At 36.1% G+C, this 18,487-nt stretch carries 16 protein-coding genes; 6 read left to right on the top strand and 10 right to left on the bottom strand.

The window, feature by feature from the left end; genetic code table 11:
- Window positions 1-280 precede the first annotated feature (280 nt).
- The 6 genes from cspC to ACUXVC_RS26085 form a co-directional block, all read right to left on the bottom strand.
- The gene (gene cspC / locus ACUXVC_RS26060) at window positions 281-478 is read right to left on the bottom strand and encodes a cold shock protein CspC (RefSeq protein WP_001990088.1); all 198 of its coding nucleotides are present in this window, start codon (window positions 476-478) and stop codon (window positions 281-283) included.
- A gap of 126 nt (window positions 479-604) precedes the next feature.
- Window positions 605-1,309: a ComF family protein gene (locus tag ACUXVC_RS26065; RefSeq protein ID WP_090978131.1), complete on the bottom strand. Its 705-nt coding sequence runs from the start codon at window positions 1,307-1,309 to the stop codon at window positions 605-607.
- The gene (comFA, locus tag ACUXVC_RS26070) at window positions 1,309-2,658 is read right to left on the bottom strand and encodes an ATP-dependent helicase ComFA (protein WP_095690002.1); all 1,350 of its coding nucleotides are present in this window, start codon (window positions 2,656-2,658) and stop codon (window positions 1,309-1,311) included. Before comFA ends, ACUXVC_RS26065 begins: the two co-directional genes overlap by 1 nt.
- A 127-nt stretch (window positions 2,659-2,785) precedes the next feature.
- Complete coding sequence (locus tag ACUXVC_RS26075) at window positions 2,786-4,213, bottom strand: C40 family peptidase (protein ID WP_144465742.1); 1,428 nt, start codon at window positions 4,211-4,213, stop codon at window positions 2,786-2,788.
- 148 nt (window positions 4,214-4,361) lie between these two features.
- Entirely contained in the window at window positions 4,362-4,676 is a 315-nt protein-coding gene (locus ACUXVC_RS26080; RefSeq protein ID WP_000400857.1) for a winged helix-turn-helix transcriptional regulator, read from the bottom strand.
- 172 nt (window positions 4,677-4,848) lie between these two features.
- Window positions 4,849-5,691: a DegV family protein gene (locus ACUXVC_RS26085; protein WP_000684727.1), complete on the bottom strand. Its 843-nt coding sequence runs from the start codon at window positions 5,689-5,691 to the stop codon at window positions 4,849-4,851.
- A 236-nt stretch (window positions 5,692-5,927) separates the two neighbouring features.
- Here ACUXVC_RS26085 and ACUXVC_RS26090 point away from each other — a divergent pair, with 236 nt between their 5' ends.
- Both ACUXVC_RS26090 and ACUXVC_RS26095 read left to right on the top strand, forming a co-directional pair.
- Window positions 5,928-6,563 carry a YigZ family protein gene (locus ACUXVC_RS26090; RefSeq protein WP_000926669.1) on the top strand — a complete coding sequence of 212 codons (636 nt, stop codon included), beginning with the start codon at window positions 5,928-5,930 and terminating at the stop codon, window positions 6,561-6,563.
- Between the two features lie 82 nt (window positions 6,564-6,645).
- Window positions 6,646-7,776: an LCP family protein gene (locus ACUXVC_RS26095; protein WP_095690001.1), complete on the top strand. Its 1,131-nt coding sequence runs from the start codon at window positions 6,646-6,648 to the stop codon at window positions 7,774-7,776.
- Between the two features lie 37 nt (window positions 7,777-7,813).
- Here the strand turns inward: ACUXVC_RS26095 and wecB are convergent, their stop codons facing one another.
- Together wecB and ACUXVC_RS26105 are read right to left on the bottom strand one after the other, a co-directional pair.
- Window positions 7,814-8,929 carry a non-hydrolyzing UDP-N-acetylglucosamine 2-epimerase gene (wecB, locus tag ACUXVC_RS26100; protein WP_000140121.1) on the bottom strand — a complete coding sequence of 372 codons (1,116 nt, stop codon included), beginning with the start codon at window positions 8,927-8,929 and terminating at the stop codon, window positions 7,814-7,816.
- Window positions 8,930-9,003: 74 nt separating this feature from the next.
- Window positions 9,004-10,329, bottom strand: coding sequence for a UDP-glucose dehydrogenase family protein (locus tag ACUXVC_RS26105; RefSeq protein ID WP_446025889.1), 1,326 nt, complete (start codon window positions 10,327-10,329; stop codon window positions 9,004-9,006).
- 648 nt (window positions 10,330-10,977) lie between these two features.
- Here ACUXVC_RS26105 and ACUXVC_RS26110 point away from each other — a divergent pair.
- From ACUXVC_RS26110 to ACUXVC_RS26120, 3 genes are all read left to right on the top strand, one after another.
- A complete protein-coding gene (locus ACUXVC_RS26110) occupies window positions 10,978-12,051 on the top strand; it encodes a glycosyltransferase family 4 protein (protein WP_000378320.1) in 1,074 nt (357 codons plus the stop codon).
- Between the two features lie 190 nt (window positions 12,052-12,241).
- Window positions 12,242-12,979 (top strand): polysaccharide deacetylase family protein, encoded by a 738-nt coding sequence (locus ACUXVC_RS26115; RefSeq protein WP_446025890.1) that lies wholly within the window; start codon window positions 12,242-12,244, stop codon window positions 12,977-12,979.
- Window positions 12,980-13,083: 104 nt separating this feature from the next.
- Window positions 13,084-15,759, top strand: a complete 2,676-nt coding sequence (locus ACUXVC_RS26120; RefSeq protein ID WP_000820950.1) for a PRD domain-containing protein — start codon at window positions 13,084-13,086, stop codon at window positions 15,757-15,759.
- Window positions 15,760-15,943: 184 nt separating this feature from the next.
- Here the strand turns inward: ACUXVC_RS26120 and exsM are convergent, their stop codons facing one another.
- Entirely contained in the window at window positions 15,944-16,357 is a 414-nt protein-coding gene (gene exsM / locus ACUXVC_RS26125) for an exosporium regulatory protein ExsM (RefSeq protein WP_446025891.1), read from the bottom strand.
- 188 nt (window positions 16,358-16,545) lie between these two features.
- On the opposite strand from exsM, the gene ACUXVC_RS26130 reads away from it, so the two are divergent.
- Window positions 16,546-17,727, top strand: coding sequence for a chromate transporter (locus ACUXVC_RS26130; RefSeq protein ID WP_098125972.1), 1,182 nt, complete (start codon window positions 16,546-16,548; stop codon window positions 17,725-17,727).
- 41 nt (window positions 17,728-17,768) lie between these two features.
- Here ACUXVC_RS26130 and chbG read toward each other — a convergent pair whose 3' ends face one another.
- Entirely contained in the window at window positions 17,769-18,473 is a 705-nt protein-coding gene (chbG, locus tag ACUXVC_RS26135; protein WP_144465746.1) for a chitin disaccharide deacetylase, read from the bottom strand.
- Window positions 18,474-18,487: the final 14 nt, after the last annotated feature.

An 18,487-nucleotide genomic window follows, 5' to 3' on the forward strand; every position in this document is an offset into this window, starting at 1 on the left:
CTGGCTTAAAAACTCCTTCTAACTTTTTTAAAAAAATTAGTGGAATTGCGATTTTTTTATCGTTTTTTGTTGAAATGAAAAGATGCATCGTTTCTATCTTTATTTTATCCTATTAACATCATGGATAACGAATATAACTGTGGACAATTCGTTACAGAAAAGAAACAACTTTTTGACAACTTACCCTATAACAAAAAACCCCCTGCAAAAAACAAGAGGTTCTACTACATATATATAACGTTGCCACAAACGCAGCTTTCTCTTCCCAAAACAATATCCCCTACAGTTTCACAACATTAGCTGCTTGTGGTCCACGTGCTCCATCTACAATGTCAAACTCTACTTGTTGCCCTTCTTCTAATGACTTATACCCATCTTGTTGAATAGCAGAAAAATGGACAAATACATCGTCACCATCTTCACGCTCAATAAACCCAAATCCCTTTTCTGCATTGAACCATTTCACTCTTCCTTGCATGTTCATTCCATTCCCTTCACTCTAAAAATCAGGGCATTCGCCCCATATTTTGACTATAACGAATGACAACATATGAAGTCAAAGAAGACTTATCGCCTTTTTATTATCCCTTTCGACACTGCCATATTAACTTCTACAAAGTGTCAAACTAGATACTTCTCTTGCCCCTCTTTCATATAACAAACTTCCGATTTGCCTAACTGTAATTCCAGTCGTATACACATCATCAACGAGTAAAATATGTTGCCCAGAAAACATCTCTTCTCCCTGAAAATAAAAAGGATTGCTCCCTGACACCCTTTCTTTACGTGTCTTCTTACTCTGCTTTTCTGTTTCCCTTCTTCTTAATGATGGATAAGAAATTTTGACAGGTAAACAAGTTGCTAATAACTCAGCTTGATTAAAACCACGTTCAACTGCCCTTTCCTTACTAAGCGGAACAGCGATAACGGTTGAAACATTAGCAAAATACTTTTGAAATAAACTTCGAAAAGGACGATAAAAAATGCGCACTAACTCTGCATCCCCCCGAAACTTAAACTGCGCTACTATTTCTTTCATCTCATCATCATACATATATAACGAACGGTTTTTAAAAGAACGATACTTCGCCTCTTTCATCCACCTTAGACAATCTATACAAATACCGTCTTCTTGAAATGAGGCAGGAACATATTCTAAAGGCCGCCCACACTCCATACAAATTTCTCCTATAATATAGGAAAGTTTCTGCTCACATCTATCACATATATATTTTCTATGACACTTTACAAAAAAATTGTACCAACTAACCGTTTCTACAAAACACTCATCACAAAGTAAACAATGCATCAATCGATCAATCCTTGTTCTTTCGCATTTTTATTCATACCTTGAATATGTTTTTTCGCGCGCACCATCGCCTCTGTCTTACCATAGTGAAAATAAACGACCTCTCCATACGGTGCTTCAAAGCTCCGCCCTGCTCGGCCCGCAATTTGTACGAGTGCACTTTCTGAGAATATTTCTTCTTCCGCCCCTAAAACCGCTACTTGCAAATTTTTTACTGTTACGCCTCGCTCTAAAATTGTCGTTGTAACTAATAATGGGATTTCTCCTTTTCTGAAAGCCGCTACTTTTTCTTTTCTATCCGGATCTTCTGCATGTACACCTTCAATTCGCTTGTTTAATGACTTTAACAATAGGCTTATCTCTTCTATATATCGCACATGGGGAACAAATAAAAAAATAGGATATTTTTTATTTAAGTACGTTTGTAACCACTGTAGTAAAACTCGAGGAATTCTTTTATGAATGAGGCTTTTTTTCCAATTCCCGCACCAACAAAACAAAGGAACTGGCAAAGGATGACGGTGATATCGTCCAGAAACAATAACACCTTTTTGTTCACCTCTTCTAAATTTTCGCTTCCACGTTTCATCTGGAGTCGCAGTTAAATAAATACGCGCCGCTCTTTCTTTCATCGCTTGTTTTACCGCGTACTGTAACATTTGATCTGCACAATATGGAAAAGCATCTATCTCATCTACAACCATGACATGAAACGCCCTATAATAACGCAATAATTGATGCGTGGTTGCAACGACTAGTACTGCATCTTTTTCTTTATCCACACTCCCTCCATATAAAGCCGCTACCTTTATATATGGAAATACTTCTTGTAATCTCGGTGCTAATTCCAGAACAACATCCGTTCTCGGCGTTGCGATACAAACTCTTTCTCCTTTTTGAAGCGCTTCGTTAATACCGTAAAACAACATCTCTGTTTTCCCAGCCCCGCATACAGCCCAAATAAAAAATGATTCTTTTCGCTTAATAGCCTCTATAACTCCTTGCGCCGCCAAATTCTGACCAGTAGACAACGTTCCGCTCCACCGTAACAAGTTTAAATTCTTTTCTCTCTTTCTTTCAGCAATCCCGCGAACAAGTAAAGCACATTCACTTACCCTCCCCATCGTTATACACTTCCGGCAATATGTGCACACTTTACTGCATCTTTTACATAAAAACGACGCAAATAGCCGCTGTTCTATATTTCCACAGCGCTGACATACATATTTAGAAGCCTTCTTTTTTACACCTTGTACACACACGACCTCTCCCTTCTTTTTCAAATCATTTAATTCCCTCTGTAAATCTGAAGAAAGTTCGTCTAATAGCAACTGTTTCCCCGCTAGCATCGACAATCACCTCCAGCACTACTATAAACCCTTCTTCAAATCCCGTAAAAACTCAAAAAAGTCGATAACCTACTTATAAAATAGTAAGCTATCGACTTTATACACGTTTTTTATTCTTTTATAAATCCTAGAATCGACCGTAACCTAAGAAATGTTTTTGGTTATATGAGCTGTTGATATCACCGTACGCAATTCCTTTATCACTAGCATGAATCATTTGACCATTACCAACGTAAATACCAATGTGAGATGGACCTGCTTTATAAGTACCTTGGAAGAATACTAAGTCCCCTGGCTGTGGGCTACTTACTTTTGAAACTGAATGCCAGTAACCATTAACGTCTTGACGACCTACACCGAATACGTAAGAAATAAATCCACTACAGTCAAAACCACCGTTTGATGGAGATGCACTTCCCCAAACATATGGTAAACCTAAGTATTGTTGTGCTTTACCAATTACGCCAGGAGTCGGAGCTGGGCCTGGTGTCGGTTCTGGTTTTTTATCTTCTTTTTTAGGTGCCTCTTTTTTAGGCTCTTCCTTTTTAGGTTCTTCTTTTTTAGGCTCTTCTTTTTGAGCTTGTCCACCATTGTTTGCTGGTGCAGCTTGCTCTACAGGTGCTTGTGCTGGCTGAGCTTGCGCAGCTTTTGCAGCTTGCTCTGCTTGTTTTTGAGCAGCAGCTTCTTGTGCAGCTTTTGCTTGTGCTTCTTCTTCGGCAATGCGTTGTAATTGTAATGCTTGTTTCTCAAGCTCTTTCAATTGACCTTCCGTACTTGTCATTGAAGTTACAACTGTATCCATTTTACCGCTTAAATCGTTTACCGCTGTTGCTTTTTTCTCTTTTTCAGCGTCAAGTTCTTTCTTAGCAGTTTCAATTTGAGCTTGTGCTTCTTTTAATTCTTTTTGTTTCTCTTTTACCGTTGCAACATCTTTTTTCACACTAGCTTGATCTTCTTGTTGTGTTTTCATGATATCTTCATCAGACTCAAGAATTTTAGAAACAGAAGTTAAACGATCAACTAAATCTGCAACGTTTTTAGAGTTTACAAGAACTTCTGTTACAACGTTCGTATTTGGCTGTTCTTGAAGTGCAACTAAACGCTTTCTTAATAACTCTTCACGTTTTGCAATCTTCGTTTGTAATTCTGCAATATCTTTATTTTTCTTTTCAATTAATTGCTCAGTATCAGAAACTTTTTTCGTTGTTTCATCAAGCTTTGCAGCATTCTCTTGAACAGACTTATCTAAACCTTGAATTGTTTTGTTTAAGTCATTCATTTGTTTTTGTAATTCATCACGTTCTTGTTGTTGTTTATGTAAAGTGTCATTTTGTGTATTAATTTGTGATTTCACGTCAGAAATTTTATCTTCTGCAAATACATTTGGTGTTAGCCCTGAAAACATTAACCCTGCAACTAATGCGCAAGATGCCATTTTTAGCTTTTTCATTTTATTTTTTACACCGCTTTCTTTTTTCTTTTTCCGTATATAACCTATAAAATTTATACCATAATTCGGGATTTTTTTTGCTAATGTTACGTTTTTGTAAAACAAATGTAATATTATATGTAGATCTAGCGCAAAATTCGTATATTTTTGTATGTGTGTGTAGAAATTTATATACTTTTCTTACTTCTATAAACAAAGAAAAAACGTAAGGAATCCCTTACGTTTTATTAAATATACGAATACAAATGAAATGCTACTTCATCCATTTCTCAGCCCAATTTTGGACCTCATCCATAACACTTTCTAACGCTTTTCCCTTGTCAGTTAAGCCATACTCGATTCGAACTGGTACTTCTGGATAGACATTACGAACTACAATGCCCTCGCTTTCCAATTCCTTCAAACGCTCTGACAACATACGATCGCTCATATTTGGGATAATATCTGCGATTTCTCTAAAACGTTTCGACTCTTCAAGCAAAGATTTAATAATTAAGCCAGTCCACTTCTTACTAAGCAGAGTAAAAGCTGACTCAAACTTTGGACATAAACAAGAATTATGCTCCATATGTTTCACCTCTCTTCTATTATAATATAGTTTCTTGTAAAAAGTAAGTTATAAAACTTTCCTCATCATTTTATTTTACGTACATTTTACCATTTCCAAATATTAACTTGTCAACTAAACGTAACATACCCGTAAAAAAACCCTCTTAAAAAGAGAGCTTTTTATATCTTTATTACTTCGTATACCATCCAAGACCTAATGCACCTTCACCTAAGTGCGTACCAATTACAGCTCCAAAATAACCTGTACGAATTGTGACGTGAGGATATTTTGCTTCTAATTCTTTCTTCCATTCATTCGCTTCCTCTTCACGTTGCGCATGAATGATAACTGCTTCCATAGGTACACCTTTACTTGCTTGCTCATCAAAAATTTCAATGATACGTTTTAATGCTTTTTTACGTGTACGAATCTTTTCAAACGGAATAATGATTTTATCTCTAAAATATAAAACTGGTTTCACTTGTAACAGACTGCCGATGAAAGCTTGCGCGCTATTTAATCGACCACCACGTTGTAAATGATGTAAATCATCAACTACAAAATAGGCGTCCATCGTTTTCTTCATTTCATCAAAACGAGCAATAATCTCTTTTGGACTCTTTCCTTCACTTGCTAACCTTGCACCTTCACGCACATAAAATCCTTGTACTTCACAACTAATTTCAGAGTCATACGTGTATACATCAATACCCTCTACCATCTGTCCAGCTGTCGTTGATGTTTGATATGTACCACTAATTCCACTTGATAGGTGAATACTAATAACTGCATCATAATCTTTAGCTAGTTCTTCATATAGCTCAACAAACTTTCCGATTGCTGGTTGAGAAGTTTTTGGAAGTTCCTCTTGTTCACGTACTTTCACATAAAAATCATCTGCTGAAATTTCAGCTTCTTCTTGATAAGATTCTGTTCCAAACACAACGTTTAATGGAATCATATATATATTGAGTTCATCACGGATTTGCTTCGGTATATATGCTGTACTATCAGTAACAATAGCTATTTTCATTTTCGTACCTGCCTTATAAAAAGTTTTATTTCCTAATTTTACACGAAAACTACAAATGGTGCATCCATACAGGGAAATGCCGGTTGAAATTATACTCACCATCTCGACAAATTACAACAAAAAGATAAAATACTCACCAAAAACTTCAGCCTATTTAGAAAAAATGTTTGAATATAAAAAGGCTCGCTTTTAAAATGGAAAGTACTAGTCATTTTGATAGATAGGGGCGTATACAAGTGCTATTACAATATTTAACAATCAAAGACTACGGCGAACACGAAATCGTCATTCAAAAATCAAGATTTATTTGTTATATTAGCCGAGCAACGACTGAGGAAGAGGCTCAAGAATTTATACAAAAAATAAAAAAACAGCATTGGAATGCAACACATAATTGTTCCGCTTATTTAATTGGCGAACAAGATCATATTCAAAAAGCAAATGATGACGGCGAGCCTAGCGGTACAGCTGGCGTACCAATGCTAGAAGTACTAAAAAAACGTGGGCTAAAAGATACCGTCGTTGTCGTAACACGCTATTTTGGTGGCATTAAACTTGGCGCAGGTGGATTAATTCGTGCATATGGAAAGTGTACAAGCGAAGGCATTAATCATGTCGGTGTTGTCCAGCGAAAACTAATGCGTGTGATGCAAACCGAGATTGATTACACATTACTTGGCAAAGTGGAAAATGAATTACGCAATTCAAAATATGCCATTAAAGATATACATTATCTAGAAAATGTCACATTTGATACGTATGTAGAAGAAGACGGCAAACAAGCATTTACAGATTGGATGATTGAATTAACAAACGGGAAATGTACAATTACAGAAGGAGATATGTTGTACTTAGAACAAGATGTTATCTAAGCATAACTCTTTTATCACCTTCAAAGATTAATGTAGTGAATTACTTCCCTACAAATGAACTAACGAACTAAGGAGATTATATATGGAAGAACGTTATTATCATCTCCAAAATAGCAGAATAAAAAAGAAGCGAAGAAGGAAACTTTTCTTCTTCCTTATTTTCGCATTTTTATTTGGCAGTATAGGAGTTTATGTGTTAAATTCTTACTCTTCTCTTATGGGGATGTATAGTGGTTTTACTCGTGAAAAATCGGATTTAAGAAACGAAGATGTACAAATTACAAAGGAACCTTTTACAATTCTCATTATGGGTATAGAAGATTATGCGACAGATGGTCAAAATGGTCGTACAGACTCATTAATGTTTGCAACAATCAATCCGAAAACTAAAAAGGTTTCACTTATGAGCATTCCTCGTGATAGCCGCGTTCCGATTGTTGGAAAGGGAAAAGAAGACAAAATTAATGCCGCCCATGCTTACGGCGGAGAAGAAATGGCAATCAAAACTGTCGAAGGTTTTCTAAAAGTTCCTGTAGACCATTATATTAAAATTGATTTCCAAGGCTTTAAAGGTATCGTTGATGCTGTTGGCGGTGTTACCGTTGACGTACCCTTCGATTTCTGGGAGCGCTCTGACGTGGATTACTACAAAAAAATTCAATTTAAGCAAGGTCAGCAAAACTTAAACGGTGAAGAAGCACTTGCTTACGTCCGTATGCGAAAACAAGATCCAAATGGCGATTATGGTCGAGCTGCTAGACAAAGACAATTACTAGCCGCTGTTGCCCAAAAGTTAAACTCCACCTCTACTGTATTTAAAATTAAAGATTTAACAGCTGTCGTTGGAAAATATATAAAAACCGACATTCCTATTTCAGACGGACTTGCTCTTTACAATAAACTTTCTGGATTTGATCCTTCTACAATGCAAACGTTAAAGCTTGAAGGCGAAGACAAAAAGATAGGCGGTATTTATTACTTCCTTCCAGATCCAATCAGTGTAGAAACGGTGCGTAACGAAATTGAAAAAGAATTAGGGGAAAAAGCAAAAAATCCAACTACAAAAAACAACTCAAACCCTGATTCAAATTCAAGTTCTAATTCTAATTCTAACGAACAAGCAAAAAAAGAAACAAACCAAAATAAAACACCAACTGATCCGCCACCTTCTACAAATGCTCATGCAGAGTGGATTATGCGCAATCAGCCGTAACAAAAAGGCCCAATCTATCCGATTGGGCCTTTTTTATTTACTTATTAAAGTGTTGTAAAATCGCTTCTACAATGCGCTCTGATGCACGACCATCACCGTAAGGGTTAGATGCTTTCGCCATCTTATCATGAGCTTCTTTATCTGATAACAACTCATCTGCAAGACCAAAGATTGTCTCTTCGTCTGTTCCTGCTAATTTCAGCGTACCTGCTTCAATACCTTCAGGGCGCTCTGTTGTATCACGAAGAACAAGAACTGGTACCCCAAGTGATGGAGCTTCTTCTTGTACACCACCAGAATCCGTTAACATTAAGTATGAACGAGCTGCAACATTGTGGAAATCAATTACATCTAGCGGCTCAATTAAATGAATACGATTATGTTCACCTAAAATTTCATTTGCTATTTCACGAACAACAGGGTTCATATGAACAGGGTACACAACTTGTACATCTTCATGCTTATCAACAAGACGCTTAATTGCACGGAACATATTACGCATAGGTTCACCTAAGTTTTCACGACGGTGAGCTGTCATAAGTACAAGACGATCATTTCCAAGTTTCTCTAGTACAGGATGACTATATGTTTCTTTTACAGTCGTTTGCAACGCGTCAATCGCTGTATTTCCTGTGATGAAAATACGTGACTCATCTTTATTTTCCTTCTGTAAGTTCGTTGCTGATTTTGCTGTTGGTGAGAAATGAAGATCCGCCATTACACCTGTTAATTGACGATTCATCTCTTCTGGGTATGGAGAATACTTATCCCACGTACGAAGGCCCGCCTCAACATGACCTACTGGAATTTGATTATAAAAAGCAGCTAAGCTTGCAATAAATGTTGTTGTTGTATCACCATGTACAAGTACAATATCCGGCTTCGCTTCTTTCATTACTTTATCCAAACCTTCTAAACCGCGTGTTGTAACATCAATTAAAGTTTGGCGGTCTTTCATGATATTTAAATCGAAATCTGGCGTAATTCCAAAGATATTTAATACTTGATCTAACATTTGGCGATGCTGTGCTGTTACAGTCACAATCGATTCAATTTTTTCTGGGTGTTTTTGCAACTCTAATACAAGAGGTGCCATTTTAATTGCTTCTGGACGTGTCCCGAAAATTGTCATTACTTTTAAACGTTCAGTCATGTGATTGCCTCTTTTCTTTCACTATTTACAACTTCTATTATGACATATAAAAATATGCATGAGTACATCCCTTTTTAACGCATAACAGAAACTTTTCTATTACAAATACTTTTTCTGCCCACCGAGTAATAATCTATCTTTTGTTTCTTAACATCTTCATCAGTATAACAATTTCTCCCATCGAATAAAATAGGCTCTCTCATAAGTTGTACGTACTTTTCTAATGGGTACACTCGAATAGCTTCCCATTCTGTTACGATAAAAACCGCACTCGCATCTCTAATCGATTCATCTATACATCTACTATATTGTATAGCATCTCCAAATATATTTTTCACATATTGAATTGCTTTTGGGTCGTACAGAACAATTTCTGCACCTATATTAAGTAATGCTTCTATTATAATAAGAGATGATGCCTCTCTAATATCATCCGTATTCGGTTTAAATGACGCGCCAAGAACTGCAATCCGCTTTTTATTCATGTTCATAACTTTTTTCGCTTTTTCAATCAATAGCAGCTGTTGCTTATTATTTACTTCAATAACCGCTTTTAACAAACGAAAATCATGAGCAACATTTCCCGCAATTTGCACCAATGCTTTCGTATCTTTCGGGAAACACGATCCCCCGTATCCAATGCCCGCATTTAAAAAAGATGCACCAATTCTCTTATCCATTCCCATCCCTTTGGCAACATCCAATACATTTGCGCCTACCTTCTCACATATATTTGAAATTTCATTAATGAAACTAATCTTTGTAGCTAAAAAGGCATTCGATGCGTATTTAATCATCTCTGCACTTTTAATATCTGTAACATACGTTTCTAAGCATAATTGGCTATACAAACTCTCTACTCTTCTTGCTACTTCCTCACTATCCGCTCCAATTACAATACGATCTCCATGAAAGAAATCATAAATACCTGAACCTTCACGCAAAAACTCTGGATTCGATACGATATGTACTGTATGCCTCCCTTTTAAATTCCCCTCAATCCATTCCTTCATTACATCATTTGTACCTACTGGAACTGTACTTTTCGTAACAACAATAATATCGTTCTTCGCATATAATCCAATATCTTTACAAGCACTCTGAATATACGTTAAATCCGCCGTCCCATCTAATAAAGATGGTGTTCCAACTGCAATAAATATAAACTCTACATCATCAAATGCCTCTTCTTTATTTGATGTAAAAATTAAAGCATTATTCTTATATGCATGATTTATTAATTCATGTAATCTAACCTCATAAATAGTTAAATCCCCTTGTTTTATTCGTTTAATTTTTTCATCATCTATATCAAAACATGTAACTGAATGCCCCAACTTTGCCAATCCAACTCCTGTAATCAATCCAACATATCCAGTACCTATTATCGTAATTTTCATTTCCTTTTCGCACAGGAATTTACAATAGAAAAGATATGAAATACAGAATTCTCCCTGTGCTTCCCCCTCTCACATTAAAAATGAGAAAACCCTTTTCCTTCTTCATTATATGAATTACTTCCCTCATTCTTTTTAAAGTTTTTGTAAAATTAAATGCACTATAATATAAAGTGAAACTTTAATCAGTGGGGCTTTTACGGGCAGTTGATCCCCACTTAACTTCTTTGCTTCGCTGAATTTTGAGGTGGGGGTCTTACTGCCCGTTAATGCGGGATAAAGTAAAACTTTAATTAGTAGGAACGGGGCTACTAGTTGACGCGAGATAAATTCCCACATTTTAACATGAAACTTACTCATTTCTACGTGTAACACTTATAATACTGAACTAAAAGTATTCACTATCGAAGAAAAAAAGGAAATGTCATATTCCAAAGTCCAGTACGATTAACCTTCTCATATGATGCAACATTCTATATACAATTGTCATATATTCTATCCGCTTCCATTAACCGTAAAGAGAAAAAAAGATTGAATTCTAATCTTTTTGTGATACCATATGTTATGAGCCTGTAAATAAACATCATAATTTTCAGATAAATATATTTTCAAAAAAAAAAATTACGTTAGAATATAAAGGGTGGGGTATTAATGGACTCACAAGTGATTTATGCCATTTTGGCATCTTTCATCACTGTACTCGTCGTTACTCCTTTAGTTATTAAATTAGCTTTTAAAATAGGAGCGACAGATAAGCCAAACGCACGTAAAGTGCACCAAAAGATTATGCCACGTCTTGGCGGGTTAGCAATATTTATTGGTGTAGCTGTAGGATTTGTTGTCGGCGGCTTATATGAGCAAAGAATGTTATCGATAACACTAGGTGCGATTATCATTGTAATCATCGGAATTTTAGATGATATGTACGAGTTATCTGCAAGAGTAAAATTCGGTGGACAACTGTTAGTTGCCATTATGATTGTAAAAAGTGGATTATTAGTGCAAGTATTATATATCCCATTCCTTGGGGATACTGAACTTGGATGGCTTGCTTATCCAATTACAGTATTTTGGCTTGTAGGTATTACGAATGCAATCAACTTAATTGACGGCTTAGATGGATTATCTGCTGGTATTTCATCTATCGTACTTGCAACGCTAGCATATATGGCCTTCACTAGCCCATGGGGTACTGGAACAGCTATTATCTTGCCACTCGCATTAATTATATTAGCAAGTACAATTGGATTTTTATTCTACAACTTCCATCCAGCAAAAATTTTCATGGGAGATACAGGGGCACTATTTTTAGGATACTGTATTTCTGTTATATCGTTACTTGGATTATACAAAAGTGTAACGTTATTCAGTTTTATCGTTCCAATTATCATTTTAGGTGTACCTATATTTGATACGATATTTGCAATCATCCGTCGTATCGTAAATAAAAAACCTATTTCAGCACCAGATAAATCGCATTTACATCACCGCTTACTTGCAATGGGATTCTCTCATCGTAAAACGGTACTAATTATATACGCATTCGGTATTTTCTTTAGTGTAAATGCCATTATTTTCACTAGTGCAACGTTATGGTTATCCATTATTCTTCTTTTCGCTTTGATTTTCTTCACAGAAATCATTGCTGAAATAATCGGGCTTGTACATGAACGTTACAAACCACTTATTTCCTTTTATAAAAAAGTGAAAAAACGCGAAGACTAATTGTAGTATAGCCTTTACCATTATGAAATATTCAAATAGCATCCTTTAGGATGCTATTTTTTATTCCTTATTTTATATTTCCAAAATATAGATTGTTTGAGAGTTCCTCTATTGGAGAAAGATATACATAATAAGAAACGTATCAAGTTTTCTTTTTTACATCTTGATTGTCAAACTGAGGGTGAATGTTATGATCAAGCGAGTATTTCAATGTATTATTTTATTCTTAACAATTACTATGTACGCATCATCTAATACTGAAGCAACAACTGTTATTCCTGCTGAACATTATCCAAATACTGAAACGAACTCTCCTACACAAAAAATTGCGTACTTAACATTTGATGACGGGCCAAACAAATATACTACACAAATTTTAAACATCTTAAAAGAAAAGAACGGAAAAGCAACTTTCTTTGTTATTGGCGGAAAAGTGCCGCATTACAGAACAACGATGCAACGATTAATTAAAGAAGGACATTATATCGGGCTCCATAGCATGTCACATGATGTAAAACGCCTTTACACTGGTGACCCTTCCACTTTAATTGCAGAAATGGAACAAACACAAAGTATTGTCCAGCAAGTTACGAAATTAAATACACATCTCGTTCGCGTTCCATATGGTAGTATGCCTTACTTAAAAAAGAATTACCGTGACGCACTTGTATCAGCCCAGTATAAAATGTGGGATTGGACGATTGATACTTATGACTGGAAAAGCTATGATAATCCTTCTGCCATACTCGAAAGAGTGCGTAATCAAAGTGATGAACAAGTCGAAGTTATTTTAATGCATGATTCGAGTGTGACCGTACAAATACTGCCAAAAGTAATTGATTATTTACAGTCACAAGGATACAAACTTCTTCCCTATAATCCATCTTCTCATCTCAAGGTAAATTTTTGGAAAGACACAAGATTGTAACAGCTTTAGTACTTCTAGACTAAAGCTGTTTTATTTTTCTCTTCCCACCCTTCCCATTTTTGTGTAAACTTTTAAATAGTGATGAAGTTTCGAGGTGAATGGAAATGAAACGAATAGATCTCATTTTTAATGCAATACAAGAAGGAAATTATACAGAAGGTGTAACCGCATCAGAACTCGCTACATTTCTACAACTAGATCGCGCCAATGTAAGTAGCGACTTAAATAAACTTGTAAAAGATAAACGGTTATTAAAAACAAATACGCGACCTGTTCGTTTTTACATAGAAACGAACACTTCGTTGGAAACGCATTCAAAAGACATAACTTCATTAGATACATTTGCAATTGAAAATACGAGCCTTAAAATCGCAATTGAAAAAGCGAAAGCTTCTATTCTCTACCCTCCAAACGGTATGCATACTTTACTACTGGGAGAAACAGGGGTCGGAAAGTCTATGTTTGCTTCTTTAATGCACGAATATGCAATTGAAGTTGAACAGCTTCCCAAAAATGCACCATTTATCGTCTTTAACTGTGCTGATTACGCAAACAATCCACAACTACTACTTGGACAGTTATTTGGGATTAAAAAAGGAGCTTACACAGGAGCAAGTGATCAAAAAGGGTTAATTGAAAAAGCACATGAAGGAATTCTTTTCTTAGATGAAGTACATCGCCTACCTCCAGAGGGACAAGAAATGCTTTTCACCTTTATTGACCGCGGAGTGTACCGCCGCCTTGGAGAAACAGAGAACGAACGTAAAGCACAAGTATTAATCATTACTGCAACAACAGAAGAACCAAATTCCTTTTTATTAAAAACATTTACAAGACGTATACCGATGACTGTTACGCTGCCACCACTTCGTGAGCGTACACATAAAGAGCGCTTTGCTTTACTACAGCTATTTTTCACAAATGAAGCAATTCGTCTGCGAAAAGACATTCACGTTAGCCCAAATGCAATGCGTGCTTTCGTCTTTTACAATTGTCCCAATAACATTGGTCAATTAAAAACAGATGTTCAAATTGCCTGTGCGAAAGCCTATTCTGATTTGGTCACAAAGAAACGTGATTCTGTCTATGTTTCAAGTACAGATTTACCTTGGTATATGAAAGAAGGGTTGTTCATTGAAAGGAAGAGCCGTCACTTATACCAAATACCAAATGAAACATTTGTATTTACAGGTGAGGAAGGTTGGAGTAATCATAAAACAGAAGATGAAAAACGCTCTTCTATTTACGATTATATTGACTATAAATACGAAGAACTTCAAGCACGTGGTATTGAAGAGGAAGAATTAGAATTACTAATAGAAAATGATGTTCAAAGCTTTTTCGTACAATATTTTAACCAAATATCAAAAAAAACAAGCCATGAAAATGTTTTTAAAATTGTGGATCGTAATATCGTTTCCGTATGTGAAAAAATAGCGGAACTTGCTGAAAAGCATTTATCTAAGACGTTTGATGAAAAAGTATTTCTCGCTTTAAGTTTACATGTACAGACAACTCTACAACGTTTACAAAGTGGAAAACAAATACATCACCCACAATTAAATCAAATTCGTACGAAATATAAAGAAGCCTTTTCCGTAGCCATGCAATGCATTCAACTACTGGAAGAAGAATTACAAATAACAATGCCTATTGATGAAGCAGGCTTTTTAACAATGTTCTTCGTTGTTGATCCAATTCCTGCCTCACAAACAGAAGTAAAAGTATTAATATTAGCACACGGTAATGGCATCGCAACTGAAATGGCAAACGTTGCAAACGAACTTCTCGGCATTGAGGAAGTAACCGGTATTGATATGCCGTTACACGAATCACCGAAAGATTTCTTAGAGCGTGTGAAAGTTTATATGAAAACACTCCAAAATGTAAATGGGCTTCTTTTACTTGTTGATATGGGGTCACTTGCTTATATCGGTGACATATTAGAAACGGAGTTCAAAATCCCTGTACGTGTTCTCTCGATGACGAGCACACCACATGCACTAGAAGCAGCTCGAAAAGCTCAGCTCGGTTATTCATTAGATGCGCTATATGAAACAGTAAAAAATTTAACACCGTTTTACTTAAACGTACAAGAAGAAAAGAAAAAACCTCTCTCTCCAATGAAATCTGTTATTTTAACAGCTTGTTTAACTGGTGAAGGAAGTGCTTTAGCTATTCAAAAAATGTTAGAGAACTATTTACGATTTGATAAAGACTTAATTGAAATTATTCCGATTAGTATCGTCCATGAAAAAGACTTAACGAAAATGATCGAGAACATAAAAAAAGAGCGTAACATCATTTGTATCGTTACGAATTTCGATGTGCAAGTACCATGCTTAACATATCATTTCCAAGACATCGTAAACTACACAGCGATTCAGCCCATTCAAGAATTAATTACGTATGAAGAAACATATGCAAAAATGGCGGATATTCTTGAACAACAAATGCAACGTAACGATGGGGCATTACTGATCAAAACAATTCGTTACGCATTAAATACAATCCAAGAATTAATTTCCTTACAGCTAACTCCTGATAGCTTAATGGGTGTTATTCTGCATATGAGCTGTATGGTTGACCGTCTCCAAAAAGGAGAAAGCCTTCTTCCTCATCCTGATAAGGAGAAAAGGAGACAAGATGAATACTGGATGTATATGAAAGTAAAAAAAGCATTGCAACCAATTGAAAATACATTTGAAATACAAATACCAGATGACGAAGTATTTTACGTTATGGACTTCTTTATTAAAAATCAACCTGTTAAAAATTAATCGAGGCAGTTTTTAAAAATATCGACCGTAACGCGAGTTATATCAGCGATTATTGAAATATATCGGCGCAACTCAGATTATATCAGCGATTTTCAAAATATATCGATTTACCGACAATAATCGCTAAAACTAGCACCTTATATAATGAGAAAAGGCTGTTCCAACATATGGACAGCCTTTTCCTCTACTTCTTTACTTTTCTAACTCGCCCTCTTATTTCTCCTCTTTTTTGTGATTTCGTATGAACATTAACATATACATTTGCTTGAATAATTTCTTGAAGTAAATGTACAAATGATTTCCCTTGTAAAGGTCCCTCAAAATCCTCCACATTCACTACACCAGTAATACTTCCCTCGTTCAAGCTAATCCCTTGCTCCAGTGGACCATACAAATATAAAACAACAGGACCAATTTGAGTAGACTTCCCTAAATGAATTTGACACGATGTAACCTTTTCTATATTTTTTAGTATTACTCTGTAATGCAATTTCGTTAAATCATCACTAAAAATAAACTCTACTACCCCAAAAGCTTCTGTATTTACAGGAGGCACTTCCCTCTTACCTGTTAACCTGGCAAAGAAATGTGTTGTCATAAGGCATTCTCCTTATATAAATTTCCCAGCACTACTTCTACTACTTTATGGTTTAGACATAATCATTTATGACTTTTTCAATTTTAATTACAAAGAAAAGATTCACAAAATCTTTACATTAGATTTGTTCCTTTTGCTTTACCACTTCTTGTATAATGCACATAGCAAAAACATTCTAGGAGGTTATTTTGAAAAAAAACAAACACACCTTTCACGCATTATTAGAGATTTTTCTCGTCTCATTTAAATTAGGGCTTACTTCATTCGGCGGTCCTGTCGCTCATCTTGGTTATTTCCACCACGAATACGTGCAAAAAAGAAAATGGATGGATGAAAAAAGTTATGGAGACTTAGTAGCACTGTGTCAATTCCTTCCTGGCCCTGCCAGCAGTCAAGTCGGTATGGGGGTTGGATTATTACGGGGCGGGCTTTTAGGAGCTATTATTTCATGGATTGGATTCACTTTACCGTCTGTCCTTGTTTTAGTTTTCTTCGCCTCATTCCTTAATCAGTTCGATTTTGGGAGTGCTGGCTGGATTCATGGACTAAAACTTGTAGCAGTCGCTATTGTCGCTCACGCCATATGGGGAATGGCGCAAAAGTTAACTCCAGATCGCAACCGTGCGACGATTGCGATTGTAACTGCCGCAATCGCCTTATTATGGCCAAGTAGTTGGACACAAGTCATCCTCATTATAATATGTGGCTTTATCGGCTGGTTTTTATATCGCAACCAACCAATTAGCCAATCTCAAAATATAAAAGTACCTATTTCAAAAAAGATAGCAGTTTCTTGTCTCGTCTTATTCTTTGGACTATTACTACTGCTACCGATATTAAGACCGTTCTCTTATTACATCGCTTTATTTGATAGTTTCTATCGCTCTGGCGCACTTGTATTTGGAGGAGGACACGTCGTGCTGCCTCTTCTTGAAGGTGAGTTCGTACAAAACGGAATGATGACGAAAGAACAGTTCCTAGCTGGATACGGATTAACACAAGCAGTACCAGGACCACTATTTACATTCGCCTCTTATATAGGAGCAGTGTTAAACGGGACGCTTGGGGCAACACTCGCAACAATTGCGATTTTCCTCCCTGCTTTCTTACTCGTTATTGGTGTTTTACCATTTTGGAACAGTGTGAGAAAAATATCATTCATACAAGGCGCACTACTTGGAGTCAATGCCGCAGTTGTCGGTATTTTAATTGCCGCTTTTTACGATCCCATTTGGACGAGTACAATTATAAATGCTTCAGATTTCGTTTTCGCTTCGCTTCTTTTTTGCTTACTAGCTTTTTGGAAAACACCACCTTGGGTTATCGTTATACTGGGAGCCTTTGGCGGATATATTCTGTCCATTTTATAAATAGAAAAAACGACGGCATGATGTAGCCGTCGTTTTTTCTATTAAAACTTCACAAGCTCTATTCCTTCTGGCAACTCACTCTCTGTTAAAATACGCAGTTCCTTCACACGATCCATTACGTAAGAAGAACGCTTCACAAGCTCTGGATCAATATAAGCTGGATGAACCATAATTTCTACCGTTTGTTCACCTTGTACTCTTTCTTTTAACTTCACAAAGTAATCTTCCGTCACACCATCCGCATAAAAGTCACTGTAAAATACATCAGAAAATGGATGCACCGCTCTATCTTCCTCACAACGACGAATCGGAACATTATATTTAGCCGCTAATCTCTCTAGAACATCATGTAAAATCGGTAAACCATGCACATGATGATGACTATCTAAATGAGTTGGTGTTAATCCGTAAGATAGGAATTTCTCAATTTGAGCAGTCCATTCTCTCTCAACTTCTTCTGGATTTATATTCCCTTTCCTTACAACACTTTGTTTATGAAACGATCCGTTTTCCCCTACGAGTGACGGTACATCCTTTAACAGTGGTTCTCCTGCCGTTAATACAAGATGTACGCCTACTCCGAGTAGGTTGTACTCTTTCGCTAAGCGTACCGCATGCTCTGTTCCTGGCATATTCATCATCATCGTCGTTGAATTTACAAGTCCATTTATATGCCCATCAATAATGCCGTAATTTGTACCTTCTGTAAGACCGAAATCATCTGCATTTACAATTAACTTAATCATCATAATACCTCCTA

The sequence above is a fragment of the Bacillus sp. N6 genome (assembly GCF_052805735.1).